The sequence below is a fragment of the Streptomyces sp. NPDC049687 genome, assembly GCF_044465285.1.
In the GTDB taxonomy this organism is placed as follows: Bacteria; Actinomycetota; Actinomycetes; order Streptomycetales; family Streptomycetaceae; genus Streptomyces.
In genome coordinates this window covers 916841-942211 of record NZ_JBITLN010000001.1, presented here as the reverse complement: position 1 = coordinate 942211, position 25371 = coordinate 916841, and the positions used below count along the sequence as shown (strand labels likewise).

21 protein-coding genes and 2 pseudogenes are annotated in these 25371 nt (G+C 70.7%); 13 read left to right on the top strand and 10 right to left on the bottom strand.

Annotated features, from left to right (window positions below; genetic code table 11):
- Positions 1–12: 12 nt before the first annotated feature.
- Positions 13–450 (bottom strand): gamma-glutamylcyclotransferase family protein, encoded by a 438-nt coding sequence (locus tag ACIBVL_RS04320; protein WP_399091442.1) that lies wholly within the window; start codon positions 448–450, stop codon positions 13–15.
- Positions 451–620: 170 nt separating this feature from the next.
- Between ACIBVL_RS04320 and ACIBVL_RS04315 the strand changes: the two genes are divergently transcribed.
- Positions 621–2267, top strand: a complete 1647-nt coding sequence (locus ACIBVL_RS04315; RefSeq protein WP_399091439.1) for a M4 family metallopeptidase — start codon at positions 621–623, stop codon at positions 2265–2267.
- 101 nt (positions 2268–2368) lie between these two features.
- Entirely contained in the window at positions 2369–3049 is a 681-nt protein-coding gene (locus tag ACIBVL_RS04310) for a DUF6215 domain-containing protein (RefSeq protein WP_399091436.1), read from the top strand.
- Between the two features lie 85 nt (positions 3050–3134).
- Here ACIBVL_RS04310 and ACIBVL_RS04305 read toward each other — a convergent pair whose 3' ends face one another.
- The gene (locus tag ACIBVL_RS04305) at positions 3135–4640 is read right to left on the bottom strand and encodes an MFS transporter (protein WP_399091433.1); all 1506 of its coding nucleotides are present in this window, start codon (positions 4638–4640) and stop codon (positions 3135–3137) included.
- Between the two features lie 191 nt (positions 4641–4831).
- Between ACIBVL_RS04305 and ACIBVL_RS04300 the strand changes: the two genes are divergently transcribed.
- Positions 4832–5566: a TetR/AcrR family transcriptional regulator C-terminal domain-containing protein gene (locus ACIBVL_RS04300; protein ID WP_399091430.1), complete on the top strand. Its 735-nt coding sequence runs from the start codon at positions 4832–4834 to the stop codon at positions 5564–5566.
- Between the two features lie 173 nt (positions 5567–5739).
- Here ACIBVL_RS04300 and ACIBVL_RS04295 read toward each other — a convergent pair whose 3' ends face one another.
- Both ACIBVL_RS04295 and ACIBVL_RS04290 read right to left on the bottom strand, forming a co-directional pair.
- Entirely contained in the window at positions 5740–7845 is a 2106-nt protein-coding gene (locus ACIBVL_RS04295) for a molybdopterin oxidoreductase family protein (RefSeq protein WP_399091427.1), read from the bottom strand.
- Positions 7846–8017: 172 nt separating this feature from the next.
- Positions 8018–8695, bottom strand: a complete 678-nt coding sequence (locus ACIBVL_RS04290; protein WP_399091424.1) for a vancomycin high temperature exclusion protein — start codon at positions 8693–8695, stop codon at positions 8018–8020.
- A gap of 188 nt (positions 8696–8883) precedes the next feature.
- Between ACIBVL_RS04290 and ACIBVL_RS04285 the strand changes: the two genes are divergently transcribed.
- The 5 genes and pseudogenes from ACIBVL_RS04285 to ACIBVL_RS04265 form a co-directional block, all read left to right on the top strand.
- Positions 8884–9663, top strand: a complete 780-nt coding sequence (locus tag ACIBVL_RS04285) for a sirohydrochlorin chelatase (protein ID WP_399091421.1) — start codon at positions 8884–8886, stop codon at positions 9661–9663.
- Between the two features lie 221 nt (positions 9664–9884).
- Entirely contained in the window at positions 9885–10547 is a 663-nt protein-coding gene (locus tag ACIBVL_RS04280) for a hypothetical protein (protein WP_099935260.1), read from the top strand.
- Positions 10548–10642: 95 nt separating this feature from the next.
- Positions 10643–11227 (top strand): YrhB domain-containing protein, encoded by a 585-nt coding sequence (locus ACIBVL_RS04275; protein ID WP_399091418.1) that lies wholly within the window; start codon positions 10643–10645, stop codon positions 11225–11227.
- 85 nt (positions 11228–11312) lie between these two features.
- The gene (locus ACIBVL_RS04270; protein WP_399091415.1) at positions 11313–11513 is read left to right on the top strand and encodes a hypothetical protein; all 201 of its coding nucleotides are present in this window, start codon (positions 11313–11315) and stop codon (positions 11511–11513) included.
- 165 nt (positions 11514–11678) lie between these two features.
- Positions 11679–11864 (top strand): annotated as a pseudogene (locus ACIBVL_RS04265) (transposase); the annotation flags it as partial.
- 65 nt (positions 11865–11929) lie between these two features.
- Here the strand turns inward: ACIBVL_RS04265 and ACIBVL_RS04260 are convergent.
- Positions 11930–12556 carry a TetR/AcrR family transcriptional regulator gene (locus ACIBVL_RS04260; protein ID WP_399092061.1) on the bottom strand — a complete coding sequence of 209 codons (627 nt, stop codon included), beginning with the start codon at positions 12554–12556 and terminating at the stop codon, positions 11930–11932.
- Between the two features lie 81 nt (positions 12557–12637).
- On the opposite strand from ACIBVL_RS04260, the gene ACIBVL_RS04255 reads away from it, so the two are divergent.
- Entirely contained in the window at positions 12638–13027 is a 390-nt protein-coding gene (locus ACIBVL_RS04255) for a Dabb family protein (RefSeq protein ID WP_399091413.1), read from the top strand.
- Positions 13028–13093: 66 nt separating this feature from the next.
- Here ACIBVL_RS04255 and ACIBVL_RS04250 read toward each other — a convergent pair.
- Positions 13094–13404: pseudogene (locus ACIBVL_RS04250) on the bottom strand (transposase); the annotation flags it as partial.
- Positions 13405–13642: 238 nt separating this feature from the next.
- On the opposite strand from ACIBVL_RS04250, the gene ACIBVL_RS04245 reads away from it, so the two are divergent.
- The 4 genes from ACIBVL_RS04245 to ACIBVL_RS04230 all read left to right on the top strand — a co-directional run bounded on the left by ACIBVL_RS04245 (position 13643) and on the right by ACIBVL_RS04230 (position 19508).
- Positions 13643–14902 carry a deoxyguanosinetriphosphate triphosphohydrolase gene (locus ACIBVL_RS04245; RefSeq protein WP_399091410.1) on the top strand — a complete coding sequence of 420 codons (1260 nt, stop codon included), beginning with the start codon at positions 13643–13645 and terminating at the stop codon, positions 14900–14902.
- 133 nt (positions 14903–15035) lie between these two features.
- A complete protein-coding gene (locus tag ACIBVL_RS04240; RefSeq protein WP_399091407.1) occupies positions 15036–16301 on the top strand; it encodes an NAD(P)/FAD-dependent oxidoreductase in 1266 nt (421 codons plus the stop codon).
- 29 nt (positions 16302–16330) lie between these two features.
- On the top strand, positions 16331–18232 hold the full coding sequence (gene dnaG, locus ACIBVL_RS04235) for a DNA primase (RefSeq protein WP_399091404.1): 1902 nt from the start codon (positions 16331–16333) through the stop codon (positions 18230–18232).
- Positions 18233–18347: 115 nt separating this feature from the next.
- The gene (locus ACIBVL_RS04230) at positions 18348–19508 is read left to right on the top strand and encodes an RNA polymerase sigma factor (RefSeq protein WP_399092058.1); all 1161 of its coding nucleotides are present in this window, start codon (positions 18348–18350) and stop codon (positions 19506–19508) included.
- A 34-nt stretch (positions 19509–19542) separates the two neighbouring features.
- Here the strand turns inward: ACIBVL_RS04230 and ACIBVL_RS04225 are convergent, their stop codons facing one another.
- The 4 genes from ACIBVL_RS04225 to ACIBVL_RS04210 all read right to left on the bottom strand — a co-directional run bounded on the left by ACIBVL_RS04225 (position 19543) and on the right by ACIBVL_RS04210 (position 25273).
- The gene (locus ACIBVL_RS04225; RefSeq protein ID WP_399091401.1) at positions 19543–21471 is read right to left on the bottom strand and encodes an ABC transporter ATP-binding protein; all 1929 of its coding nucleotides are present in this window, start codon (positions 21469–21471) and stop codon (positions 19543–19545) included.
- Positions 21471–23204 (bottom strand): ABC transporter ATP-binding protein, encoded by a 1734-nt coding sequence (locus tag ACIBVL_RS04220; protein ID WP_399091398.1) that lies wholly within the window; start codon positions 23202–23204, stop codon positions 21471–21473. The genes ACIBVL_RS04225 and ACIBVL_RS04220 overlap by 1 nt, the downstream gene beginning before the upstream one ends.
- Positions 23205–23349: 145 nt before the next feature.
- The gene (locus ACIBVL_RS04215; RefSeq protein ID WP_399091395.1) at positions 23350–24804 is read right to left on the bottom strand and encodes an FGGY family carbohydrate kinase; all 1455 of its coding nucleotides are present in this window, start codon (positions 24802–24804) and stop codon (positions 23350–23352) included.
- Between the two features lie 163 nt (positions 24805–24967).
- Positions 24968–25273, bottom strand: a complete 306-nt coding sequence (locus ACIBVL_RS04210) for a YtxH domain-containing protein (RefSeq protein WP_399091392.1) — start codon at positions 25271–25273, stop codon at positions 24968–24970.
- Between the last annotated feature and the right edge of the window lie 98 nt (positions 25274–25371).

The following is a 25371-nucleotide window of genomic DNA, read 5'->3' as shown; positions in this document are numbered from 1 at the left end:
ACGGGTGACCGGTCAGCGGTGGGCGAGCCAGTCGCCGCCCTCGACGATCCTCCCCCGGGTCCGCAGCCGGGTGGCCACACCGGGTGCCGCGACGTACACCCAGGCGCGGACCGCGCCGTCGCCGACCGCCACCTGCCGCGTCACTCGCTCGTACAGGTTGCGCGGATCGCCCGGCGTGTACTCCTCCAGCCGGTCCAGTTCGGCCAGCAGCCGCTCGTACGCCTCGGGCCGCGCGGTGACGAGGTCCCCGGCCACGCCGCCGCCGCCCGGCTCCTCCACCGCGTACGGATAGCCGGGGCCGTCGTACAGCACGGCGTCCGTCAGCCGGGCCGGTTCCTCGCGCAGGGTGCGGCCGCGCAGGAACAGGTCGTGGTTGACCTCGCCGGGGCGGAGGGTGCCGTAGACGAAGAACGGGAGGTCGGGGCGGGACGGGGTGGTTGGGATGCTCACGGAAACGATTCTCTCCCGTTCGCCCTCCCCTTCACCGCCCCCTCACCGCTCCGGCACGGAGGCGCTATGGACATGACATGTCATGCCCACTTAAATCGCAGGACGGCATCAGGCACGACCTCAGCGCCACCCCCACACGCGCCCCCCACGGCGCCTTTCCAAGGAGACCGATGAGTCGGATACGGCAGCACGTCCGAGGTTCCCGTCTCGCCACCGCCGGCATCGCCGCCACCACGGCCACCCTGCTGGCCGCCGTACTCTCCCCGGCCGCCGACGCGGCCGACAGACCGACCCGCGCCACCGCGCTCGACAACGCGGCCGCCGCCCTCGCCGACCACGCGGCGAGCCTGGGCCTCACCTCCACCCAGGAGACGTCCGTCCGGGACGTCGTCGTCGACAAGGACGGCACCCAGCACGTCCGCTACGACCGTACCTACCGCGAACTCCCGGTCCTGGGCGGCGACTTCGTGGTCCACCTGGCCCCCGACGGCACGTACCGCAGCGCGAACCGGGCGACGAGGAGCGCGATCTCCCTCACCACCATCACGCCCAGGCTGTCCGCCCCGAAGGCCGCCGACGTCGCCGTGAACGCCCTGCGCGCGGCGAACCTCGGCGAGACCCTCAAGCAGGTCAAGGCCAAGCCGCAGCTGGTCGTCGACGCCCTGCACGGCGCCCCCAGGCTGGCCTGGCGGACCAACGCCGTGGCCCTGGACTCCCTGGGCAACCCGGTCGCCCGCACCGTGCTGACCGACGCGCGCACCGGCGCCCAGATCGACGCCTGGGACTCCATCGAGACGGCGACGGGCGACGGCCAGTCCCTGTACGGCGGCACGGTCCCCCTGGAGACGACCCTGTCCGGGGCGACGAACCAGCTCAAGGACCCGACCCGGGGGAACACGTACACGGGTGACGCGGCGAACAAGACCGACCTGTGCATCTTCGGCATCTGCATCAGCCGCGCCCCGGCGACGCTCTTCACGGACGCGGACAACCACTGGGGCACGGGGACGACGTCCGACCGCTCCACCGCCGCGGTCGACGCCCAGTACGGCACCAACGTGACCTGGGACTACTACAAGAACGTCCACGGCCGCAACGGCATCGGAAACGACGGCAAGGGCTCCTACAACCGCGTCCACTACGGCAACAGCTACAACAACGCCTTCTGGGACGACAGCTGCTTCTGCATGACGTACGGCGACGGCGACGGCACGCAGCTCGGCCCGCTGGTGGCGCTGGACGTGGCCGGTCACGAGATGTCCCACGGCGTGACGTCGAAGACGGCCGCGCTGACGTACTCGGGCGAGTCGGGCGGCCTGAACGAGGCGACCTCCGACATCTTCGGATCGCTGGTGGAGTTCTACGCGGGGAACTCCAAGGATGCCGGTGACTACCTCATCGGCGAGAAGATCGTCCGCTCCGGCTTCGGCCGGGACGCGCTGCGGTACATGGACAAACCCAGCAAGGACGGCAGTTCGGCCGACTACTGGAGCAGTTCGGTCGGCAACCTCGACGTCCACTACTCGTCCGGGGTCGCCAACCACTTCGCCTACCTGCTGGCGGAGGGCAGCGGCTCCAAGACCATCAACGGCGTCACCTACAACTCCCCGACGTCCAACGGCTCGACGGTCACCGGGATCGGCCGGGACAAGCTGGGCGCGATCTGGTACCGGGCGCTGACGGTCTACATGACCTCGTCGACGAACTACGCGGGGGCGAGGACGGCGACCCTGAACGCCGCCCGTGACCTCTACGGCTCCGCCAGCACCGAGTACAACGCGGTGGCGGCGGCGTGGAGTGCGGTGAACGTGAACTGAGGAAACCCGCTTCCGCGGACCCCCGTCACCCGCTAGGCTCCCCCGGCGCGCACGACCGGCGCGCGTCGGGGGACCAGGGTGACCAGGGGGTACCGCGGGTAATGGAGGACTTGACCGAAGAAGTCGCTGTGGCCGGGAAGAGCCCGAACGCGTGGGCCCAGGTGGTCGCGGCGCTCGTGGTGGTCGCGGTGATCGGGGGTGGGCTGTGGGTGTTCCAGAAGAACTCCGGGGACGGGAACGGCGCGAGCTCGATGGCCTGCTCGACGCCGAAGCCCACGCGCGGTGCGACGAAGAACGCCGAGCGCCTCTTGGGCAGCCAGCTCTGCAAGGTGCTGAACCGCCCGGATCTGCCGACGCTGCTCGGAACGCCCGGGGAGGAGGTGAAGTCGGTCGGAAGCGGTGAGGCACCCGTCCCCGAGGGGGACGTCACGTTCACGACGTACTCCGTGCAACTCTCGGCGTCCTACGACGACTTCCCGGTCACCGGGATGGCCGACCTCCTGGGCGGCGACGCGCGGGAGCGAACGGTCCTCGGGCGCCCGGCGGTCCTCTACTCGACCGGGACCATCGCCTTCAGTTTCGACCTCGGCGGCGGCAAGGCCAAGAGCGCTCCCGGTCACCGTGCCCGCGGCCTCGTGGTCGCCCAGGACCCGAAGGACGGCGGCGGCTCCTACGAGATAGCCATCTGGCGCCAGGACTCCGTGCCGCCCGACGACGCCACGCTCCTGCGCGTCGCGGAGAAGGTCCTGCCCACGATCCCGGGGTGGACGGGCGGAGCCTGAGTCCCCGGGGGGCCGCGCACGCGGAGCGCGCCGAAGGCCGGCTCCCGTTGCGGGGCCGGCCTTCCCCGAGTGGGAGTCGTGTCGGTCAGGCGACCGGCTCCGGGGCCTTGGCGACCGCCTCCGCCGCCTCCTCCTTCGGCTTGCGGTCACGCATGACCAGGGTTGCCAGGATCGCCGCTGCCAGGACGCCGATCGCGCTGACCGTGAAGGTGGTCGTCATGGAGGTGGTGAAGGCCTCGCGGGCCGCGTGGATCAGGGCCGGGTCGCCGTTGGCCGCCGCCAGGGCCCCGGCGATCGACTGGCGGGCCGCCTCGGGAGCGTCGGCGGGCATCTCGGCGGTGTAGCCGCTGGTGAGGAGGGAGCCGAGGATCGCGATGCCGAGGGCGGTGCCGGCCTGCTGGATGGTGTCGTTCAGGGCCGAGCCCACGCCCGCCCGGTCCGCCGGGATCGTGCCCATCAGGGCGCCCACCGCGGCCGGCATCGCCATGCCCGCGCCGAAGCCCAGCAGGCCGAGGGCGATCGCCGGGACCGTGAAGCCGGAGGCGGCGTCGACCGTCGTCAGCAGGGCGAAGCAGGCGGCCATCACCAGCATGCCGGAGAGGATCACGAACCGGTTGCCGATCTTCGCCGCCAGCTTCACGCCCAGGCCGTTGCCGATCAGCGCGGCGATGGCGAGGGGGAGGAAGGCGAGGCCCGCCTTGACGGGGGAGTGGCCGAGGACGAACTGCAGGTACTGGGTGAGGACCAGCAGCAGACCGCCGTTGCCGATCTGGACGAGGGCCAGCGAGAGCGAACCGCCGCTGAAGTTGCGGTGCTTGAAGAGGGACAGGGGGACCATCGGCGACGCGGTCCTGTTCTCCCAGACGGCGAAGCCGGTCAGGGAGGCGACGGCCACCGCGAGGCTGAGGGCGGACCGGCCGGCGAACGCGCCGTGCTGCGGGATCTCGATGATCCACCAGACCAGGGCGGTCATGCCGACGGCGGAGAGCACGGCGCCCAGCGGGTCCGGCTTCTGCCACGGTGCCTTGGACTCCGGCATCAGCGCGACAGCGGCGACGACCGCCAGGACGACGACCGGCACGTTGAGGAAGAAGATCGAGTGCCAGGAGAACTGGTCGATCAGCACGCCGCCCAGGACCGGGCTGCCGACCAGGCCGAGCATGGACACCGAGCCCCATGCCGCCATCGCCCTGCCGCGCTCCTCCTCGTCGAAGACGGTGATGAGGATGGAGAGGGTGGACGGCATGATCAGGGCTCCGCCGACGCCCATCGCCGTGCGGACCGCGATCACCTCGCCGGGGTTCGTGCAGACCGTCGCCGCCAGTGACGCCGCCCCGAAGAGCACCAGGCCGATCAGCATCACCCGCCGGCGACCGAACCGGTCGCCGAGGCTGCCCGAGGTGAGCAGGAGGCCCGCGAAGACCAGGATGTAGGAGTCGAGGATCCACTGGGTGTCCTGCGCGCTCGCTCCGAGGTCCTCGGTCATCGAGGGCACCGCGACGGTCAGCGCCATGCTGTCGATCGTCAGGACCAGCGTGCTCAGGCACAGCACGACGAGGATCCACCAGCGGCGTGGATTGCGGGTTTCCATGGGAAGGTCGGGTCCTTTCATCAGCCCTTGCGTACGGTGTTCACGTCATGCGCACACCGTTCCGCCGACTGCTGCGTACGGTGTTCCGTTCGATGCGCACACTGTACGCAGTGTGGAACAGTGTGCGCAAGTGCAGAACTCTGTACGCTGAAGCGCACGATGTACGCCAGTCCCGATCTCCGGAGTGTGCCGTGGCCGCCAAGGCGAAGAACCCGACCGCCGTCCCGTCCGTCTGGACCCGGCAGAAGCGCGAGCCGGACCAGCCCTCGCTGAGCCGGGACGCGATCGTCCGCGAGGCAGTCGCCATGCTGGACGCCGAGGGCGTCGAGGCGCTGAGCATGCGCAAGCTGGGCGCCCGCCTGGGCGCCGGCGCGACCTCCCTCTACCGGCACGTCGCCACCAAGGACGAGCTGATGGAGCTCGCCGTGGACGAGGTCGCCGCCGAGACGTACGCCCCGCCCGCCGACGGCTCCGACTGGCGCGCGGGCGTCACCGAGGCGGCGCGGTCGTTCCGCGGGACGGTGCTACGGCACCCCTGGCTCGCCTCGGTCCTCGGCCAGGCCGGTCTCGTCTACCTCGGGCCCAACCTGATGACGTACACCGAGCGCCTCGCCGCCCTGTTCACCGCGGCCGGCTTCCCCGAGCCGGGCCGCGCGATCGAGCCGCTGCTCGGCTATGTGATCGGCATCAGCACCACCGAGGCGGCCTGGCTCACCACCGTCGCCCGTTCCGGCGAGACCGAGGCCGAGTTCGTCAACCGCCTGATGCCCGCCGCCCGCCGGGCCGCCGCGCCCTACGATCATCTCGCCGGCGAGTACGCCGTGGAGACGTCCGACCCGGCCGTCCTGCGCGAGACCAAGTTCACCTACGGCCTCGACGTCGTCCTGGACGGCCTCGCCCTGCGTCTGCCCCGCCAGGCCTCCTAGGGCGTGTTTCGAAAGTCCCGTCTGGCCCGCGACGCCTGGCACGGCGCCTCGCCGCGTTGTCGGGATCGCCCGCGTACGCCCGGTACGCGGACGACCCTCCGCCTTGCGATGCACCGCACCAGACGCCGCGGGCCCCGCCCTCCGGGCGGACGACGCTACTTTCGAAACACGCCCTAGGAGCCCGCGATCTCCAGCCGTACCGCGCACACCTTGAACTCCGGCATCCGCGAGGTCGGGTCCAGGGCCGGGTTCGTGAGGGTGTTGGCGCGGCCCTCGCCCGGCCAGTGGAACGGCATGAAGACCGTGTCCGGGCGGATGTCGGCGGTGATACGGGCGGGGGCGACCGCCCGGCCGCGCCGGGACACCACGGCCACCGGGTCGCCCTCGGCCGCCCCGAGCCGTGCCGCCAGCCGCGGGTGCAGCTCCACGAACGGCCCCGGCGCGGCGGCGTTCAGCTCGTCCACGCGGCGGGTCTGGGCGCCCGACTGGTACTGGGCCACGACCCGGCCCGTGGTGAGGAGGACCGGGTAGTCGTCGTCCGGTTCCTCGGCGGCCGGGCGGTGTGTGACCGGGGTGAAGCGGGCCCGGCCGTCCGGCGTGGCGAAACCGTCGAGGAACAGGCGGGGCGTTCCCGGGTGCACGCTCGCCGAGGTGTGCTCCTCGGGACCGGACGGCTCCGCCGGGCACGGCCAGAACACCCCGTTCTCCTCCGCCAGCCGACGGTAGGTGATCCCGGAGTAGTCCGCGATCCCGCCCGCGCTGGCCCGCCGCAGCTCCTCGAAGACCTCCTCGGGGTCGGTCGGGAAGCCCTTCTCCACGCCCAGCCGGGACGCGAGGCCGTGCAGGACCTCCAGGTCGCTTCGGACGCCCTCCGGAGGGGTGATCGCCTGCCGGCGGAGCAGGACACGTCCCTCGAGGTTCGTCGTCGTCCCCGTCTCCTCCGCCCACTGCGTGACCGGCAGCACCACGTCCGCGAGCGCCGCCGTCTCGGACAGGACGACATCGCAGACCGCCAGGAAGTCCAGCGACCGCAGACGCTCCTCGACATGGGCCGCGCGCGGCGCGGACACCACCGGGTTCGACCCCATCAGCAGCAGCGACTTGACGTCCGTACCCAGGGCGTCCAGCAGTTCGTACGCACTGCGCCCCGGCCCGGGCAGCGAGTCGGGGTCCACGCCCCACACCTCGGCCACGTGCCGCCGCGCCGCCGGGTCGTCCAGCTTGCGGTAGCCGGGCAGCTGGTCGGCCTTCTGGCCGTGCTCACGGCCGCCCTGCCCGTTGCCCTGCCCGGTCAGACAGCCGTAGCCGGACAGCGGCCGGCCCGCCCGCCCCGTCGCCAGGCAGAGGTTGATCCACGCGCCGACCGTGTCGGTCCCCTTGGACTGCTGCTCGGGGCCGCGCGCGGTGAGCACCATCGCGGCCTCGGGCTCGCAGAACATCCGCACGGTCTCGCGGAGTTGGGGAACGGACACCCCCGTGATCCGTTCCACGTACTCCGGCCAGTGGGCCATGGCCGCCGCGCGGGCGTCCTCCCAGCCGGCGGTCCGCTCCGCGACGTACTCCTCGTCGACCCGCCCCTCGGCGACGACCAGGTGCAGCAGGCCGAGCGCCAGCGCGAGATCGGTGCCGGGGCGGGGCATCAGATGCAGGTCGGCCTGTTCGGCGGTCTTCGTACGGCGTGGGTCGACGACGATCAGCGTGCCGCCGTTCTCCCGCAGTTCGCTGAAGAAGCGCAGGGAGGGCGGCATGGTCTCCGCGAGGTTGGAGCCGACGAGGATCACGCAGCCCGTCTTCGGGATGTCCTCCATCGGGAAGGGGAGTCCGCGGTCCAGGCCGAACGCCTTGATGCCGCCCGCCGCCGCCGACGACATGCAGAAACGGCCGTTGTAGTCGATCTGCGAGGTGCCCAGCACGACCCGCGCGAACTTGCCCAGCGCGTACGCCTTCTCGTTCGTCAGCCCGCCGCCGCCGAACACCCCGAGCGCGTCGGGCCCGTGCTCGCCACGCACCCGCCGCAGCTCACCGGCGATCCGGTCCAGTGCCTCGTCCCAGGTGGCCGGCACGAGCGAGTCACCGGAACGCACCAACGGGGAGGTCAGGCGCACCCGGGACGAGAGCACCGCCGGCGCCGTACGGCCCTTGCCGCACAGCGCGCCCCGGTTCACCGGGAAGTCGGGGCGCTCGACCACCTCGACGCCTCCCGTGGGCAGGGGCGACAGGGCCATCCCGCACTGCAGGGCGCAGTACGGGCAGTGGGTGGGCGTCGAGGTGGTCCGCATGCGTTTCAGCGTGCTTCGGCCGTGTTACACGCCGTGCGGTCTCCTGTTACGGCGGTGTGGTGGTGCCCTCCCCGCCGGCCTCCGCCCGCCGTGAGGCGCACGGCCGGGGCCGGCCGGGGCTACCGGGCCGCAGGTCGAACCGGGCGCGCGGGAGCGCGGGGGCCGCGCGGAGTCACCTGGCCGCCGCCAGCGCCCGTTCCACGCCCTTCTCCCGCGGCCCGAGGAAGCGCGGATCGGGCCGGAACACCGCGTCCAGGGCCGCCTTGCCCGCCGCGAAGACCTCCCGTGCGCCCCCGTAGTACCAGGTCACGTCGTGCTTGGCGGCCACGCCGACGCCGTACGAGTCGACGCCCGCCGCCTCGCACAGCGCGACGGCCCGCCGGATATGGAATCCCTGGCTGATCAGGACGGCCCGGTCCACGCCGAAGATCTTCTTGGCGCGCACGCACGAGTCCCAGGTGTCGAAGCCGGCGTAGTCACTGACGATCCGCCCGTCCGGCACCCCGTGCGCGGTGAGATAGGTCCGCATGGCGTCCGGCTCGTCGTAGTCCTCGCGGCTGTTGTCACCGGTGACCAGGACGACCTCGATCCGGCCCGCCCGGTACAGCTTCGCCGCCGCGTCCAGCCGGTGCGCGAGATACGGCGACGGCTCCCCGTCCCACAGCCCCGCCCCGAAGACCACGGCGACCTCGGTGCGCGGCGCCCCGGCCGTCGTACCGATCCGGCCGGCCGTGGACACGTACAGCCAGGTGGCCGGCAGCAGAGCGAGCACACACCCCGCCATCACGGCCTGCACCAGCCGGCGCCGCCCGGCACGGGTGCGCGGCAGCCGCGGTCGACGGACGTTCATGAGGTGCCCCCTGCGTCGATCTGGGTCGAAATCCCGTTCGGCCTGGGAAGACGCTGAGCGCCGTGATCCGGTTCGCCGCCCGGCGCGGTGGGCACCTCACACCGCGCCCACCCCGGCGGTGAACCCCCGGAAAATACTCGTGACGGTCAGGCAACGGGGGTGCAACCTCGCCCCGCCAGGATCGGTGCATGAGCCAGCCAAGCCTCGTCCAGCTCGCCGGCCGCCGGCGCCCGGCCCCGCCCGCGCTCGTGGTCGTCGCCCACGGCAGCCGCGACCCGCGCGCCCTGAGCACCGTACGCACCCTCCTCGACCGCGTCCGCGCACAGCGCCCCGGCCTGCCGGTGCACCTCGGCCACATCGAGCTGAACGAGCCCCTGCTCACCGACACCCTGGCCGACCTCGACGCCCGCGGCACCACGGACGCCGTCCTGGTCCCCCTGCTCCTCGCCCGCGGCTACCACGTCAAGCGCGACATCCCCGAGATGGCGGCGCGGGCACGGCTACGCACGCGCGTGGCGGCCCCGCTTGGTCCGCACCCCTTGCTGGTGGAAACCCTGTACACCCGTCTGGTCGAGGCGGGCTGGCGCCCCGACATGACGGAGTCCCAGCGCCGCACGAGCGCGGTGGTCCTGGCGGCCGCCGGCTCCCGCGACCCCGACTCGGCGGTCGACACCCGCCGTACGGCCGACCTCCTGGCGGCACGTCTGGGGGTCCCGGTGGTCCCCGCGTACGCCTCGACGGCGACACCGACGGTCCCGACGGCGGTCCACGCTCTGGCGGCAAGGGGCCGGCACCGCGTGGCGGTCGCCTCGTACTTCACGGCCCCGGGCCGCTTCGCGACGGAGTGCGCGGACGCGGCCCCGTGGATCGCGTCGGCGCCTCTGGGCACCCACCCCGCGATGGCGAGCCTGCTGCTCCACCGCTACGACCGCGCACTCGAAGCCGACGGCACCAGCAACGCCGCCTAGGTGTATTGATCACGAGCGTTGTTGAGGCCGACCGTCCTGACCCTGTGATTGCAGGCTCATCCCGGGACTGAATGATCCTGCGCGCGGCTCTTGGGGGTGGGACAGAGCGGCTCGCTGAGATTCCCCACCCACCCCTCGCCGTCACGCACACCCCCTCATGCGGTCCTGACCGGTGCGGCACAATCACGGTCAACTGGGCAAGCAACGGTGGGGGTGGGAACGTGGGGCGTTTTGGCTCGCGAAGCCGACGTAAGGGCATACCGAACGAGCCAGCACTACTGGCGGCGGCTGCTGAGAATCCCGGTGGCAGCGTCGCCGAGATCGACCCGACGTATATCGACGATCCGAACGGCTACGTGCCGCCCGAGGCAATCCGCGGCGCGTGGTTGGTAGACAGCAGCGGGAAACTGACAGGTGAGTACCAGGAGAATCCTCGTCACGGGGTGCCGCAGGACGACTTCAGCAAGCTCACTGACCCTGATCACTGGCTTGGCTGGCTCGGCGATGATCCCGCGATCGCCGTCCGGAAGGGCATCGAAGAGTCCTTGCGAGCCCAGGTGGCAGATGCAGTGGTCGAGTGGGTCAAGATCCTTGAGACGCCTCGGTTTCTCACGGGTGGGCGTCGACATTCTGAGGACGAACAGGTCATGTTGGTGACCCGCGCGGCACTCGCCGCACCGTTTGCGTTGTCCGTGCGCACCACGCAGCACGGGCGTTCCATTCTTCTGGGGGTGTTCTCGTGGGCGGCGGTGAACCTCTCACCGCCCGGAGTCCGCAAGGATCGGCACTGGTTTGACCTGGGTGTGGAGCTCGACTGGGCCGGTGAACGGCTTCAAGGGCGGATCTACGAAATTGACGGTGCGGACGGCACCGCCGAGCGGTAGAGCGGGAAGTCACTCAGCACCGGCGGTCACGTACGTGGCGCTGAGCCATGCGAATTCGCTGGTCGGCAGAGGGGCCGGTACGGGATGCTGCACGCGTGATCGAGGGAGAAGCCGCCGTTCGGGCAGTCGAGGACCAACTGGAGCGCGACTACCAGCAGTGGCGGGCTGTGAGCGCGGACGCGGTGAGGATGGCTGTGGTCCGTGTCGAGGAGCACGAGCTGGTGTGGATCGTCTCCTGGCAGTCCGAGGAGTTCGTACGCACCCGGAACTCGAAGTACGCGCTGATTGGTAATGGGCCGTATCTGGTCGACCGCGTAGACGGGGGACTGCATCAGATCGGCGTCGTCTCCGCGGTAACCGGGGAGTGGGAGGCCGACTACCGGGCTCGGATACGCGGTCTGCCGGTGCGCACTGCAGTGGACGATCTACACGATGCGCTCCGCGGAGTCGCCGCTGCGCGCGGACGCATGCATGCTGTGAGGACACTGCGCCAAAGGCTGCCTGTGCTCTCGCCCGCGGAGGCCATCGAATACGTGGGCGCCTTGCTGGAGGGCGATGCGCCCGCGCGCCTCGTGGCCGTCGCCACCAAGGAACTGGCGGAGCCTCTCAACCCGGTGCTTGCGGTGAAGACCATTCTGAGCGGGGCGGCGATCCGAGCCGGTCAGAGACCCGAGGGGTGACTGGAAAGCCAGTCGGCGTGCCGATCGCGCATCTGGTCCCGTTCTTCGCGCGTGGTGAGGAAGACGTCGGCACCACCGTCGTAGGGTGGTGGATGCGCTGCATGCGGGTGTCGGTGATGAGAATTCCCGCCACCTTGTCGTCGGCGGTATCTCGGAGCAAGTCGTCGATGCAGCCGCGCTGCCAGGGCCGGTGTGCGGCGAAGAGATGGCAATACGTGTGGAACTCGGGGTCAGGATCGTCCTCAACCAGCAGGCTCTGCCAATACCCCGTGGCGGGTTCCACTGACGGAACCTCGACTTCGGTCGTCCAGAGCGGAGTGATCACATACACGTCCGCACCAGCGAACAGCTCATCGAGGACCGTGTTGTAACGCTCCAGGACGACGGTGTACTCGCTCTCGTCCTCCGCATACCGCTTCGACTCCGGCAGGCTGTGAAAACGTACCCAGACATCCCGATTCAGTCCGTGCGGGCAACGGCGAACATCCCGCGCTCCACCTCGGGGTGGGACGGCGGGAAGAAGGTGGGCGGCCGCAAGCGGCACCTGGTGGTGGACTGCCTCGGCCTGGTCCTGGCCGTTGCCGTGACTGCGGCGAGCGTGCAGGACCGCGACTGGGTCGCCAGCGGCATCGCACGTATGCACAACCTGGCCCTCGACCAGTAGAAGGCGCGCCTCTTTGATGGTCGAGCACAGGTTGGGGGTCACTTTCCGTAAGCGCGCAGGAAGACGTCCATCGCAGTGTCAGCGACGGTGTCCGGGACGGCGTCGGGGCGGTACTCCAACGGGCCGGTGAGCAGAGAGAGGAAGTGTTCGGCGGCGAGTTCCGGGTCGCACGGGCGCAGGCGGCCGTCGAGAGCCAGGCGGGCCAGGCGGTCAGCGAGGGCGGAACGCACCCGCAGGACTGTGCGCTCGCGTACGCTCGCCGCCAGGTCGGGGAATTGAGCCGCCTGGGCGCAGGCCAACTGTCGCACGGCGCGAGCGTCTTCGTTGCTGAACGCCCGCAGCAGGCCGTGGGCCACGGCCGTAAGTGACGCGCGCGGGTCACTGTCCGCGACAGCCTCGCGCAGCTGCTCGACGATGGCGAGGCTCTGTGCGCCGACCCGGTCGGCGGCGGCCTCTACGGCCTCGCGGTAGAGGCTCTCCTTGTCGTTCAGGTGACTGTAAATGGTCGGCTTGGCAACGCCCGCCTCCTGCGCGATCTCCTTCACGCACGCCTGGGCGTAGCCGTGTCGCGTGAATACCGCGAACGCACCGTCCAGGATCGCCTGCCGCCGCTCGATCCGTCCACGGGCGGAACGTCCGCCCCCGGTTGACACTTCTGAACCCATGGGTTCAGTGTAATGACTGAACCAGACGGAACGAATTTCTGAACCAGCTGGTTCAGTCTGTATGGGAGGGGTGGGACCGGCGTGATCGTCCACATGCTGCGCTTCACGTTCAAGGAGACCGCGACCGAGGAAGATCGCGAGCACGTACTCGCGGTGCTGCGGCGCACGGCCTCTGTTGAGTCGGTGTCGTTCTCGACGGTGGGCCAATGCCTCGGCGATCCCGACGGCTTCACCCACGCCTACTGCGTGGGCATCACCGACCTGCCGACCCTGCGGCGCTACCTGCACGACCCGGTTCACCTGGCAGGCGACCCGCAGGTCACGCCCTACCTGGCCAGGATCGCCATCGGCCCTGACCTGTCCGACGACATGACGCCCACCCTGGCCCGGGACATCCTCGCCCTGCATGAGGAGAAGGTCGCGCTCTATCCGGAGTGGGCCGCCGAACTCGGCCCGCTGCTGGCGGCCTGAAGGAGCCCGGCGCCAGCAGTCGGCACCGCAACTTCCCAGCGCCCCATCGCAGTTAGCGGGGCGTCGAGCGACGTCCGCGCCGGGTTGAAGACGGACCGCGTCCAGCACCGCCGTCCACGACATTCGCCCCGTCTCCAGCGCGGCCACGATCGAGTACGGCCAGCCGGGGGCCATCTGATGCTTGCCCTCGCCCCGGCCGAAGTTATGGCAGAAAGCCCGGTCAGGGCAGGTGTTGGCATCTGGCCGCAGCCACGGCGAGACGTCTGCGGCCAGCACGATCCGACCGTCCGCCGCCCTGGGCAACGGCATCGAGGCCAACGCGCGACGCAGCCGGGCAACGTCGATCTGTCCCGATTGAGGCCGCCGTAGAGGGCGCCTGATGAACCAAACTCACGACCACGGCCTTCGCGCTGTCCTCTGCCTCTGTGACGGAGCAAAGGATCAGCCGAAGGCCGCTCTCACGTCCTATGAACAGCGAAAACGCCGATCAGGTTCGAGCCGTGTTCGATAGCGGACCTTAAATGACTAGCTAAGCGGGGCTGTCACCCGCGAACGCGCGGAACCCGGCAGACGAGTAGGCACCCGATTGTCACTACCGCCGCTTACTGTCGAGACATGCCCTACGACCCGCCGTCAGCCGAACGCTGGGCCCCCGAACCCGACAAGCGCCCCGGCCGCACCGCCTTCCAACGCGACCGCGCAAGGGTCCTGCACTCCTCGGCGCTGAGAAGACTCGCGGGAAAGACCCAGGTCGTCACCCCGGGGGAGCGCAGCCAGGAATGGGACGCCACCCCCCGCACCCGCCTCACCCACTCCCTGGAATGCGCCCAGGTCGGCCGAGAGCTGGGCGCGGCCCTCGGCTGCGATCCCGACCTGGTCGAAGCGGCCTGTCTGTCCCACGACCTCGGCCACCCCCCGTTCGGCCACAACGGCGAACAGGCCCTGGACGACTTCGCCCAGGACTGCGGCGGCTTCGAGGGCAACGCCCAGTCCCTGCGGCTGCTGACCCGCATCGAGCCCAAACGCTTCACCTCCGAGGGCTCAGTCGGCCTCAACCTCACCCGCGCCACCCTCGACGCCGCCACCAAGTACCCCTGGCCGCGGGGCGCCCACCCCACGGACCCGGCGTCCCGCAAGTTCGGCGTCTACGAGGACGACAGGCCCGTCTTCGACTGGGTCCGCAAGGAGGCCCCCGGCACCCGCACGTGCTTCGAGGCACAGGTCATGGACTGGTCCGACGACGTGGCGTACTCGGTGCACGACGTGGAGGACGGTCTGCACGCCGGCCACATCGCCCCCGGCAGCCTGCGCGCGGAGCCGGAGCGCGCGGAGGTCTTCCGGGTCGCGGTCGGCCGGTACGTCCCCGCCGACACCGACCCGGCCGAACTCGCCGCCGCCCTCGACCGCCTCCTGGGCCAGGAGTGGTGGCCCCACGGCTACGACGGCACGGCGGTCGCCCAGGCCCGTCTCAAGGACGCCACCAGCCAACTCATCGGCCGCTTCTGCCTCGCCGCCGAGGGCGCCACGCGTGAGAGACACGGCTCCGGGCCCCTGACCCGCTACGGCGCCGAACTCGTCGTACCGTACGAGACGCGCCTGGAGTGCGCGGTCCTCAAGGCCGTGGCCGACCGGTACGTCATGCAGCGCGCCGAGCAGGCCCGGCTCCGTGCCGACCAGCGCGTCGTCATCACCGAGCTGGCCGAGGCCCTCACCGCCCGGGCGCCGGAAGGCCTCGACCCCCAGTTCCGTGTCCTGTTCGAACGGGCTCCCGACGACCGGGCCCGCAAGCGGGTGATCGTCGACCAGATCGCCTCCCTCACCGACGCCTCGGCGCGCTCGCTCCACTCCCGGCTGACGGGGCACACGAGACCCTGACCTGCGCGGGGCGGGTGCGCCCAAACGGGCCCGAACGCGGCCCCGGGTGCCCTGATCGGGCACGTCCCCCTTCCCCCATCACGTTGCGTGCGGGACGCTCGCATGTGGCGGTTCCTTTACGAGGAGGCATCACGTGGTCGACGCGGATCAGACATTCGTCATCGTCGGAGGAGGCCTGGCCGGCGCGAAGGCGGCGGAGACGCTGAGGGCGGAGGGCTTCACCGGCCGCGTGATACTGATCTGCGACGAACGCGACCACCCCTACGAGCGCCCGCCGCTGTCCAAGGGCTATCTGCTGGGCAAGGAGAGCCGCGAGAGCGTCTTCGTGCACGAGCCCGCCTGGTACGCGCAGAACGACATCGAGCTGCACCTGGGCCAGACCGTCGACGCCATCGACCGCACGGCGAAGACGGTCCGCTTCGGCGACGACGGCACGCTCGTCCACTACGACAAACTGCTTCTGGCCACCGGCGCCGAGCCGCGCCGCCTGGACATCCCCGGCACCGACCTCGCGGGCGTCCACCATCTGCGCCGGCTCGCGCACGCCGAGCGCCTCAAGGGCGTCCTGGCCGCCCTCGGCCGCGACAACGGCCACCTCGTGATCGCCGGCGGCGGCTGGATCGGGCTCGAGGTGGCGGCGGCGGCCCGCGAGTACGGAGCAGAGGTCACGGTCATCGAGCCGTCCTCGACCCCGCTGCACGGCGTCCTCGGCCCCGAGCTGGGCAACGTCTTCGCCGAGCTGCACCGCGAGCACGGCGTCCGCTTCCGCTTCGGCGCCCGGCTGACGGAGATCGTCGGCCAGGACGGCATGGTCCTCGCGGCCCGCACCGACGACGGCGAGGAGCATCCGGCGCACGACGTCCTCGCGGCGATCGGCGCGGCCCCCCGCACCGGCCTCGCGGAGGCGGCCGGCCTCACCCTCGCCGACCGCGCCCACGGCGGCGGCGTGGCCGTGGACGCCCGTCTGCGCACCTCCGACCCCGACATCTACGCCGCCGGCGACGTCGCGTCCTTCCCGCACGGCCTCTTCGACACCCGGCTGCGCGTCGAACACTGGGCCAACGCCCTCAACGGCGGCCCGGCAGCCGCGCGCGCGATGCTCGGCAAGGACGTCACCTACGACCGCGTGCCCTACTTCTTCACCGACCAGTACGACCTGGGCATGGAGTACAGCGGCTGGGCGCCGCCGGGCTCCTACGACGAGGTGGTGATCCGGGGCGACGCGGGCAAGCGGGAGTTCATCGCGTTCTGGGTGAGGGAAGGACGCGTACTGGCCGGCATGAACGTGAACGTGTGGGACGTCACAGAGCCGATCCAGAAACTGATCACCTCCAGAACCCCGGTGAACACGGAGGCGCTGGCGGACCCGCACGTCCCCCTCGAAAGTCTCCTCCCGTAGCTGTCGGTCCACCCCCGTAGAATCACCTCGTGGCAGGACGGATCAACGACGAGGACGTGAAGGCGGTACGGGACGCGGTCCCGATCGACGCCGTGGTGTCCGAGTACCTCCAGCTGCGCGGCGCGGGCGGCGGCAACCTCAAGGGTCTGTGCCCGTTCCACGACGAGAAGTCGCCCTCCTTCCAGGTCAGCCCCAGCAAGGGTCTCTTCCACTGCTTCGGCTGCCAGGAGGGCGGCGACACCATCACGTTCGTGATGAAGGTCGACCACCTCACCTTCTCCGAGGCCGTCGAGCGCCTCGCCGCCCAGGCCGGCATCACCCTGCGCTACGAGGAGGGCGGCTACAACCCCTCCCACCAGCGCGGCGAACGCATCCGCCTGGTCGAGGCCCACAAGATCGCCGCCGACTGGTACGCGGAACAGCTCGCCGTCAGCCCCGAGGCCGACACCGGCCGGGTCTTCCTCGCCGAGCGCGGCTTCGACCAGGCCGCCGCCGTCCACTTCGGCGTCGGCTACAGCCCCCAGGGATGGGACCACCTCACCCGCTTCCTGCGCGGCAAGGGCTTCACCGACAAGGAGATCCTCCTCTCCGGCCTCGCCCAGGAGGGCCGCCGCGGGCCCATCGACCGCTTCCGGGGCCGTTTGATGTGGCCCATCCGCGACATCGGCGGCGAGGTCGTCGGCTTCGGCGCGCGCAAGCTCTACGAGGCCGACAACGGGCCGAAGTACCTCAACACCCCCGACACGGCGATCTACAAGAAGTCCCAGGTGCTGTACGGCATCGACCTTGCCAAGCAGCACATCGCCAAGACCAGCCGGGCCGTCGTCGTCGAGGGCTACACCGACGTCATGGCCTGCCACCTCGCCGGCGTCACCACCGCCATCGCGACCTGCGGCACGGCCTTCGGCGGCGACCACATCAAGATCCTGCGCCGCCTGCTGATGGACAACGGCTCGGCCCGCGTGATCTTCACCTTCGACGGTGACGCGGCCGGACAGAAGGCGGCCCTGCGCGCCTTCGAGGACGACCAGAAGTTCGCCGCCGAGACGTACATCGCCATCGCACCCGACGGCATGGACCCCTGCGACCTGCGCCTGGCGAAGGGCGACGAGGCCGTCGCCGACCTGGTCGAACCCCGCACGCCGCTCTTCGAGTTCGCGCTCCGCCAGATCGTCGTCCGCTACGACCTCGACACCCCGGCGGGCCGCGCCGCGGCCCTCGACGAGGCCGCCCCGATCGTCGCCCGCATCAAGAACACCGGCGCCCAGCACGAGGTCGCCGTCCAGCTCGCCGGCATGCTCGGCATCCTGGACACCCAGTTCGTGGTCAAGCGGGTCGCCCAGCTGGCCCGTTGGGCCCGCGACCGCGGCGGCAAGGGACCGGCGCCGGCCGGCCGCGGCCCCCAGCAGTACGAGGCCGCCCCCCGCCCCGCCACCGCGGGACCCGCCCTCACCCTCCGCAACCCCGTCTACGCCACCGAGCGCGAGCTGCTGAAACTCGCCCTGCAGCACCCGGAGCTGGTCTCCCCGGCCTTCGACGCGTACGGCGTCGACGAGTTCACCGCCGCCCCCTACGCGGCCGTACGCCAGGCGGTCATGGACGCGGGCGGCGCCGAGTGGGGCGTCCAGGACGCCCAGGAGTACCTGGTCCGCGTCCGCGATGCCGCCCCCGACGACACCGTTCGCGCCATGGTCACCGAACTCGCCGTCGAACCGATCATGCGCCGTACGGTCGACGAGGTGTACGCCGGCACGGTCCTGGTCCAGGTCCGCCGACGGGCCGTCGAGCGCCGCGTCCGGGACGTCCAGTCCCAGCTGGCCCGCCTCGCCGCCGGAGGCGACCAGGCCCAACTGGCCGCCGTACAGAACGAACTGTGGATCCTTCAGCAGTACGACCAGGCGTTGCGCGAGCACGGAGCCGCAGCTCTCTGAACAGGTGGTTACGGGCCGGACTCAAAAAGTCATCGCACGCCCCTCGTGGCGAGGATGTGTCGTACTCCACACTGGGTCCGGTGCCTGAGTCCTCGGAGCGGCCCCCGGAGTACCGCTGCCGCTCACCTCAGCAGCGATCATCCTGGAGGTCGCCCCCGTGCAGACCCAGACCCTGACGCAGAACGACAGCACTGCCGACGACACGGAACCGGACGCCGAGACCGACGTCCTGGTCGCGGTCCCGCCGCAGAACCGTGCCGCGCACCACCCGGAGGCGGAACCGCCCCCGGAGGCCCTGGAAGAGGCCCCGGACGAGACGCCCGAGCCCGTCGAGGCACCCCCCGTCCGGGCGGCCGACACCAGCGGGCCGTCCTCGGACCTGTTCCGCCAGTACCTGCGGGAGATCGGCCGCATCCCGCTGCTCACCGCCGCCGAGGAGGTCGAACTCGCCCGCCGGGTCGAGGCCGGCCTGTTCGCCGAGGAGAAACTCCTCAACGCCCCCGATCTGGACAGCGAGTTGGCCATCGATCTCGACCGGCTGGTCGTGATGGGCCGGATGGCCAAGCGCCGCCTGATCGAGGCGAACCTGCGCCTCGTCGTGTCCGTCGCGAAACGGTACGTCGGGCGCGGGCTGACCATGCTCGACCTCGTGCAGGAGGGCAACCTCGGGCTCATCCGGGCCGTGGAGAAGTTCGACTACGCCCGCGGCTACAAGTTCTCCACCTACGCCACCTGGTGGATCCGGCAGGCCATGTCCCGCGCCCTCGCCGACCAGGCCCGCACCATCCGCGTCCCGGTCCATGTCGTCGAGCTCATCAACCGGGTCGTGCGCATGCAACGCCGCATGCTCCAGGAACGCGGCTACGAACCCACCCCCGACGAGGTCGCCGGCCAGCTGGACCTGCCCCCCGAGCGGGTCGGCGAGGTCCTGCGCCTGGCCCAGGAGCCGGTCTCCCTGCACGCCCCGGTGGGCGAGGAGGACGACGTGGCCCTCGGTGACCTCATCGAGGACGGCGACGCCACGAGCCCCGTGGAGTCGGCGGCGTTCCTGCTGCTGCGCGAGCACCTGGAGGCCGTCCTTTCCACGCTCGGTGAACGGGAGCGGAAGGTCGTACAACTCCGCTACGGCCTCGCCGACGGCCGCCCGCGCACCCTGGAGGAGATAGGCCGCATCTTCGGCGTGACCCGCGAACGCATCAGGCAGATCGAGTCCAAGACCCTCAACAAACTCCGCGACCACGCCTTCGCTGACCAGTTGAGGGGCTACCTGGACTGACGGGGGCCGCCCCTTGGGACGACCCCCGCCAGGCCTAGTCCACCTCGGCCACCGCCTGCGCGAACTGCGCCTGGTACAGCCGCGAGTACGCCCCCTCGGCCGCCAGCAGCTCGGCATGCGCCCCCTGCTCCACGATCGACCCGTTCTCCATCACGAGGATCGTGTCCGCGTCCCGGATCGTCGACAGCCGGTGGGCGATGACGAACGACGTGCGCCCGTGCGCGAGCTTCGCCATCGCCTTCTGGATCAGCACCTCTGTCCGGGTGTCGACGGAACTCGTCGCCTCGTCGAGCACCAGGATCACCGGGTCGGACAGGAACGCCCGCGCGATGGTGATGAGCTGCTTCTCACCGGCGCTGACTCCGCTGCCGTCGTCGTCGATCACGGTGTCGTAGCCGTCGGGCAGGGTGCGGATGAACCGGTCGGCGTGGGCCGCCCGCGCCGCCTCCTCGATCTCGCCCCGGGTGACCTCGCGGGACGCCCCGTACGCGATGTTCTCCGCGATCGTGCCGCCGAACAGCCAGGTGTCCTGCAGCACCATCCCGATCCCGGCGCGCAGCTCGTCCCGCGACATGCGCGCGATGTCGACGCCGTCGAGGGTGATGCGGCCCCCGGAGACGTCGTAGAAGCGCATCAGGAGGTTGACCAGCGTCGTCTTCCCCGCGCCCGTCGGGCCGACGATCGCGACCGTGTGCCCCGGTTCCACCGTCAGCGACAGATCCTCGATCAGCGGCTTCTCGGGCTCGTACCGGAACGACACGTGCTCCAGCGCGACCCGCCCGCGCAGCTCCTCGGGCTTGGCGCCCGCCGCCGGATCCGCCTCCTGCTCCTCCGCGTCCAGGAGTTCGAAGATCCGCTCCGCCGAGGCGACACCCGACTGCACCAGGTTCGCCATCGACGCGACCTGCGTCAGCGGCATCGAGAACTGGCGCGAGTACTGGATGAAGGCCTGCACGTCACCGATGGACAGGGCACCGGACGCGACCCGAAGCCCGCCGACCACCGCCACCAGCACATAGTTGATGTTCGACACGAAGAACATCAGCGGCTGCATGATCCCGCTGTTGAACTGCGCCTTGAACCCGGCCTCGTAGAGCGCCTCGTTCTGCTCCGCGAACTGCGCGGCCGACTCCTCCTGGCGGCCGAACACCTTCACCAGCGTGTGGCCGGTGTACATCTCCTCGATGTGCGCGTTCAGCTTGCCGGTGGAGCGCCACTGCTGCACGAAGTGCGGCTGCGACCGTTTGCCGACCCTGGCCGCCACGACCGCCGACAGCGGCACGGTCACCAGCGCGACCAGCGCGAGCAGCCAGGAGACGTAGAACATCATCGCGAGCACACCGATGATGGTTAGCAGCGAGTTGACGAGCTGGCCCATCGACTGCTGGAGGGTCTGCCCGATGTTGTCGATGTCGTTGGTGGCACGGCTGAGCACCTCGCCGCGCTGCCGCTTGTCGAAGTACGACAGCGGCAGCCTGGACAGCTTGGTCTGCACGTCCTCACGCATCCGGAACATCGTGCGGTTGACGGCCTTGTTGACCAGGCGTGTCGCCACCGCCATCAGCAGACCGGCGACGAGGAACACCCCGAGCGCGAACAGCAGGACCTCGCCGACCTGGTCGAAGTCGATGCCCTTGCCGGGGGTGAAGTCGGTGCTCTTGAGCATGTCGGCGACGCTGCCCTCGCCGCGCTCGCGCATCGAGTCGAGGACCTGCTCCTTGCTCGCGCCCTCCGGCATCTGCCGTCCCACGATGCCCGCGAAGACGAGGTCGGTGGCCTTGCCGAGGATCTTCGGCCCGACCACGTTGAGGCCGACGCTCAGCACCACGCAGAACAGCATGGCGTAGAGGGTGAGCCGTTCCGGTTTGAACTGGGCGAGCAGTCGTTTGCCGGACACCTTGAAGTCCAGCGAGCGATTGTCGGGACCGGTGCCGGCCATCATGCGTCCCATGGGCCCGGCCATCAGGCAGCCTCCGCTTCCGTCAGCTGGGAGAGCACGATCTCCCGGTAGGTCTCGTTGTCGGCCATCAGCTCGCGGTGGCTGCCCGCGCCGACGACCTGGCCCTCGTCGAGGACGATGATCCGGTCGGCGTCGCGGATGGTCGCCACCCGCTGGGCGACGATCACCACGGTCGCCTCGGCGGTCTCCTGCCCGAGCGCCGCGCGCAGGGCCGCGTCGGTGGCGTAGTCGAGGGCGGAGAAGGAGTCGTCGAAGAGGTAGATCTCCGGCCGCTGCACGAGCGTACGGGCGATGGCGAGCCGCTGCCGTTGACCGCCGGACACGTTCGTGCCGCCCTGGGCGATGGGGGAGTCGAGGCCGTTCTCCAGCTTGCTGACGAAGTCCTTGGCCTGCGCCACCTCCAGCGCGTGCCACAGTTCCTCGTCGGTGGCGTCGGGGTTGCCGTAGCGCAGGTTGGTCGCGACCGTCCCCGCGAACAGGTACGGCTTCTGCGGCACGAGCCCGACGGTCCTGGCGAGCACCACGGGATCGATGTCCGCGACCGCCACCCCGTCGACCAGGACCTCCCCGTCGGTCGCGTCGAAGAGCCGGGGGACCAGCCCGAGCAGGGTGGACTTGCCGCTGCCGGTCGAGCCGATGACGGCGGTCACCTCACCGGGCCGGGCCACGAGGTCGATGGCCTTGAGGACGGGCTCCTCGGCACCCGGGTAGCGGAAGCCGGCACCCCGGATCTCCAGATGCCCGTGCCGGCGCAGCTCGGTGACCGGGGCCACCGGCGGAACCACGGACGACGAGGTGTCCAGCACCTCCTGGATGCGCTCGGCGCACACCTCCGCGCGCGGCACCATCATGAACATGAAGGTGGCCATCATCACGGACATGACGATCTGCATGAGGTAGGCGAGGAACGCGGTCAGATCGCCGATCTGCATGCCGCCGCTGTCGATCCGGTGGGCGCCGAACCAGACCACCGCGATCGACGACAGGTTCACCGTGGTCATGACCACCGGGAACATCAGCGCCAGCAGGTTGCCGGTCTTCAGCGAGATGCCGGTCAGATCCGCGTTGGCGTTCCGGAAGCGCTGCTGCTCGTACTCGTCGCGGACGAAGGCACGGATCACCCGGTTGCCGGTGATCTGCTCGCGCAGCACCCGGTTCACGGTGTCCAGCCGCACCTGCATCGAGCGGAACAGCGGCCGCAGCCGCAGCACGATCAGCGTCACACAGATCCCCAGCACCGGGACGACGGCGACCAGCACCCCGGACAGCGGCACGTCCAGGCCGAGCGCCAGGACGATACCGCCCACACACATGATCGGCGCCGACGCCATCAGGGTGAACGCCATCAGGGACAGCATCTGGATCTGCTGGACGTCGTTGGTGGTCCGGGTGATCAGCGAGGGCGCGCCGAACTGGCCGACCTCGCGCGCCGAGAAGGACTGCACCCGGTCGAAGACGGCCGCCCGCACGTCCCTGCCGAGCGCGGAGGCGGTCCTGGCGCCGTAGTACACGGCACCGATGTTGCACACGACCTGCGCCAGCGAGATGCCGATCATCGCGCCGCCGTAGGACAGGATGTAACCGGTGTCCCCCTCGACGACGCCGTTGTCGATGATGTGCGCGTTCATCGTGGGCAGGTACAGAGTGGCGCAGGTCTGCAGCAGTTGCAGCAGCACCAGCAGGGCGATGGGTTTTCGGTAGGGGCTGAGGTGAGTCCTCAGAAGTCGTATGAGCACGCCACGTCTCTCGGAGTCGACGGTAGGGGCATTGGTTGCCCCTGGCCCCTATCGTCGGACACTCCACCCGTGTTACCTCAACCGATTAAGCCGAGAGCAGTGCGATATACGGCCTCAGGTGTGCGGCGATGACCGCTGCTGCCCGTTATGCGCGGAACGCCCCGGGATGGGTCTGCTCCCGCACCGACACGTACTGCTGCCGCACCGCCTGCCCCACCGCCAGCTGATCACCCGGTTCGAGCACCTGTGCAGCCGCCCCCTGCCAGGCCGGCGGGTTGCGCGGATCGAGCGTGCCCTGCTTGGCCCCGAGCGCCCAGGCGGCCTGCCGGGCCGCCCCGATCGCCGCGTAGTCCGCGGGCTGCGGTACGACGACCTGCGCGCCGAAGAGCGAGGGCGCGGCGGCCTGCACGGCGGGCAGCTCGGCAGCGGCCCCCAGCAGGAAGATCCGCCGTACCTCCACGCCCCGCCCGCGCAGTACGTCGAGCGCGTCGGCGAGCCCGCACAGCATGCCCTCGAACGCGGCCCGCGCGAAATGCTCCGGCTTCATGGACTCCCGCCTCAGACCGGCGAGCGTGCCCGCGGTGTGCGGCAGGTTGGGCGTCCGCTCGCCCTCCAGGTAGGGCAGCATCACCAGGCCGTGCGACCCCGGCGTCGACTTCATCGCCAGGTCGGACAGACCTTCCAGATCCGGCAGACCGAGCAGCTCGGCGGCGCCGCGCAGGGTCCGTACGGCGTTCAGGGTGGTGACGACCGGCAGGTGCATGCCCGTCGCGTCCGCGAGGGAGGTGATCATCCCGCTCTGGTCGACGAGCGCCTCCGGGTGGATCGCCATCACGGACCCGGACGCCCCCAGGGACACCACCGCGTCCCCCATCCCGAGGCCGAGCCCCAGTGCCGCCGCCATGGTCTCGCCGGTGCCGGCGGAGATCAGCAGCCCCTCCGGGGTCGTACCGGCCGCGTCGGACGGCCCGATCACCTCGGGCAGCATCACCTGGTGGCCGAGCGCCAGCTCGACCAGGTCGGGCCGGTACCCGCCGGTCGCGGCGGACCAGTACCCGGTCCCGGACGCCCCACCGCGATCGGTGGTTCTTCTCACGGGCCGTCCGAGCAACTGCCAGACCAGCCAGTCATGGGCCTGCATCAGCACGGCCGTGCGCAGCGCGGCCTCCGGCTCGGTCTTGGCGAGCCACCTCAGCTTGGTCACCGGCTGGGCGGCCTGTGGCACGCACCCCACCGCCTGCGCCCAGGCCTCCCGGCCGCCGAGCGCCTCGATCAGATCGGCCGCCGCGACCTGGGCGCGCTTGTCGCCGCCGACCATCGCCGGCCGCACGGTGTTGCCCTGCGCGTCCAGCGGCACCAGGGCGTTCTGCTGCGAGGACACCCCGATGGCCTGCACCCCCTCGAGCAGCCCACCGCCGGCCGCCTCCCCGAGGGAGAGCAGCCAGGCCTGCGGATCGACGTCGCTGGGCCGGCCCCCGCTGTCCGGACTCTCCACCGGGTGCGGCGCATACCCCTGCCTGAGCACGGCTCCGGTCTCGGCGTCGCAGACGACGATACGAGTGAAATCGGGCGAACTGTCCAACCCGGCGACTATCCCCATGCACAAAATTCTGCCGCACGCTCCGCCGGAGTTGAGCCGCGTAGACCGGACGGGCGCGTGCGGTCGTGCGGGTGCGGGCACGTTGTGGCTGGTCGCGCCCGCGCGGCGGGGCCGCATATCGATACGGCCCGCGCCCCCTCAGGTCGGATGCGGCACTCCACGATCAGGGCTTGCTGGTGCCCCAGTCGTCCTCGGCGCCGTTGTGGGCGCTGCGGTCGCGCAGCGAGCGGACCCTGCCGGCCACCGACTCGGGCATGCGGTCGCCGACCTTCGTGCTCACCGCGTGGTACGCCTTGCCCGCGTACTGCCGGCCCTGATGGGCGGCGGTCTCGGCGGTGTTGCGCACGGCCGGGTTCTGGGCGACCTGGCGTGCGGACTTCTTCAGCTGTTCGTAACGCTCGCGCCCGGCCCGCGTGCCCAGCACGTACCCGACGGCGAGTCCGACGACGAACGTCAGCTTGTAGCGCATGGCGGCCACCCTCTCCTGGAACCGATTGGCGGAGCACCCCCCTGCTTGCGCTAATGTATGTGTCGCAGCGAGCGCCCGCCCTCTGGCGAATACCCAGG

Excerpts from the sequence above, each read along its gene's own strand:
- ACIBVL_RS04310 (WP_399091436.1), top strand. The coding sequence starts at position 2,369 with ATGGAGGACTTGACCGAAGAAGTCGCTGTGGCCGGGAAGAGCCCGAAC.
- ACIBVL_RS04285 (WP_399091421.1), top strand. The coding sequence starts at position 8,884 with ATGAGCCAGCCAAGCCTCGTCCAGCTCGCCGGCCGCCGGCGCCCGGCC.
- ACIBVL_RS04225 (WP_399091401.1), bottom strand. The coding sequence starts at position 21,471 with ATGGCCGGGCCCATGGGACGCATGATGGCCGGCACCGGTCCCGACAAT.
- ACIBVL_RS04305 (WP_399091433.1), bottom strand. The coding sequence starts at position 4,640 with ATGGAAACCCGCAATCCACGCCGCTGGTGGATCCTCGTCGTGCTGTGC.
- ACIBVL_RS04315 (WP_399091439.1), top strand. The coding sequence starts at position 621 with ATGAGTCGGATACGGCAGCACGTCCGAGGTTCCCGTCTCGCCACCGCC.
- ACIBVL_RS04215 (WP_399091395.1), bottom strand. The coding sequence starts at position 24,804 with ATGGGGATAGTCGCCGGGTTGGACAGTTCGCCCGATTTCACTCGTATC.
- ACIBVL_RS04210 (WP_399091392.1), bottom strand. The coding sequence starts at position 25,273 with ATGCGCTACAAGCTGACGTTCGTCGTCGGACTCGCCGTCGGGTACGTG.
- ACIBVL_RS04260 (WP_399092061.1), bottom strand. The coding sequence starts at position 12,556 with ATGGGTTCAGAAGTGTCAACCGGGGGCGGACGTTCCGCCCGTGGACGG.
- ACIBVL_RS04290 (WP_399091424.1), bottom strand. The coding sequence starts at position 8,695 with ATGAACGTCCGTCGACCGCGGCTGCCGCGCACCCGTGCCGGGCGGCGC.
- ACIBVL_RS04295 (WP_399091427.1), bottom strand. The coding sequence starts at position 7,845 with ATGCGGACCACCTCGACGCCCACCCACTGCCCGTACTGCGCCCTGCAG.
- ACIBVL_RS04245 (WP_399091410.1), top strand. The coding sequence starts at position 13,643 with ATGCCCTACGACCCGCCGTCAGCCGAACGCTGGGCCCCCGAACCCGAC.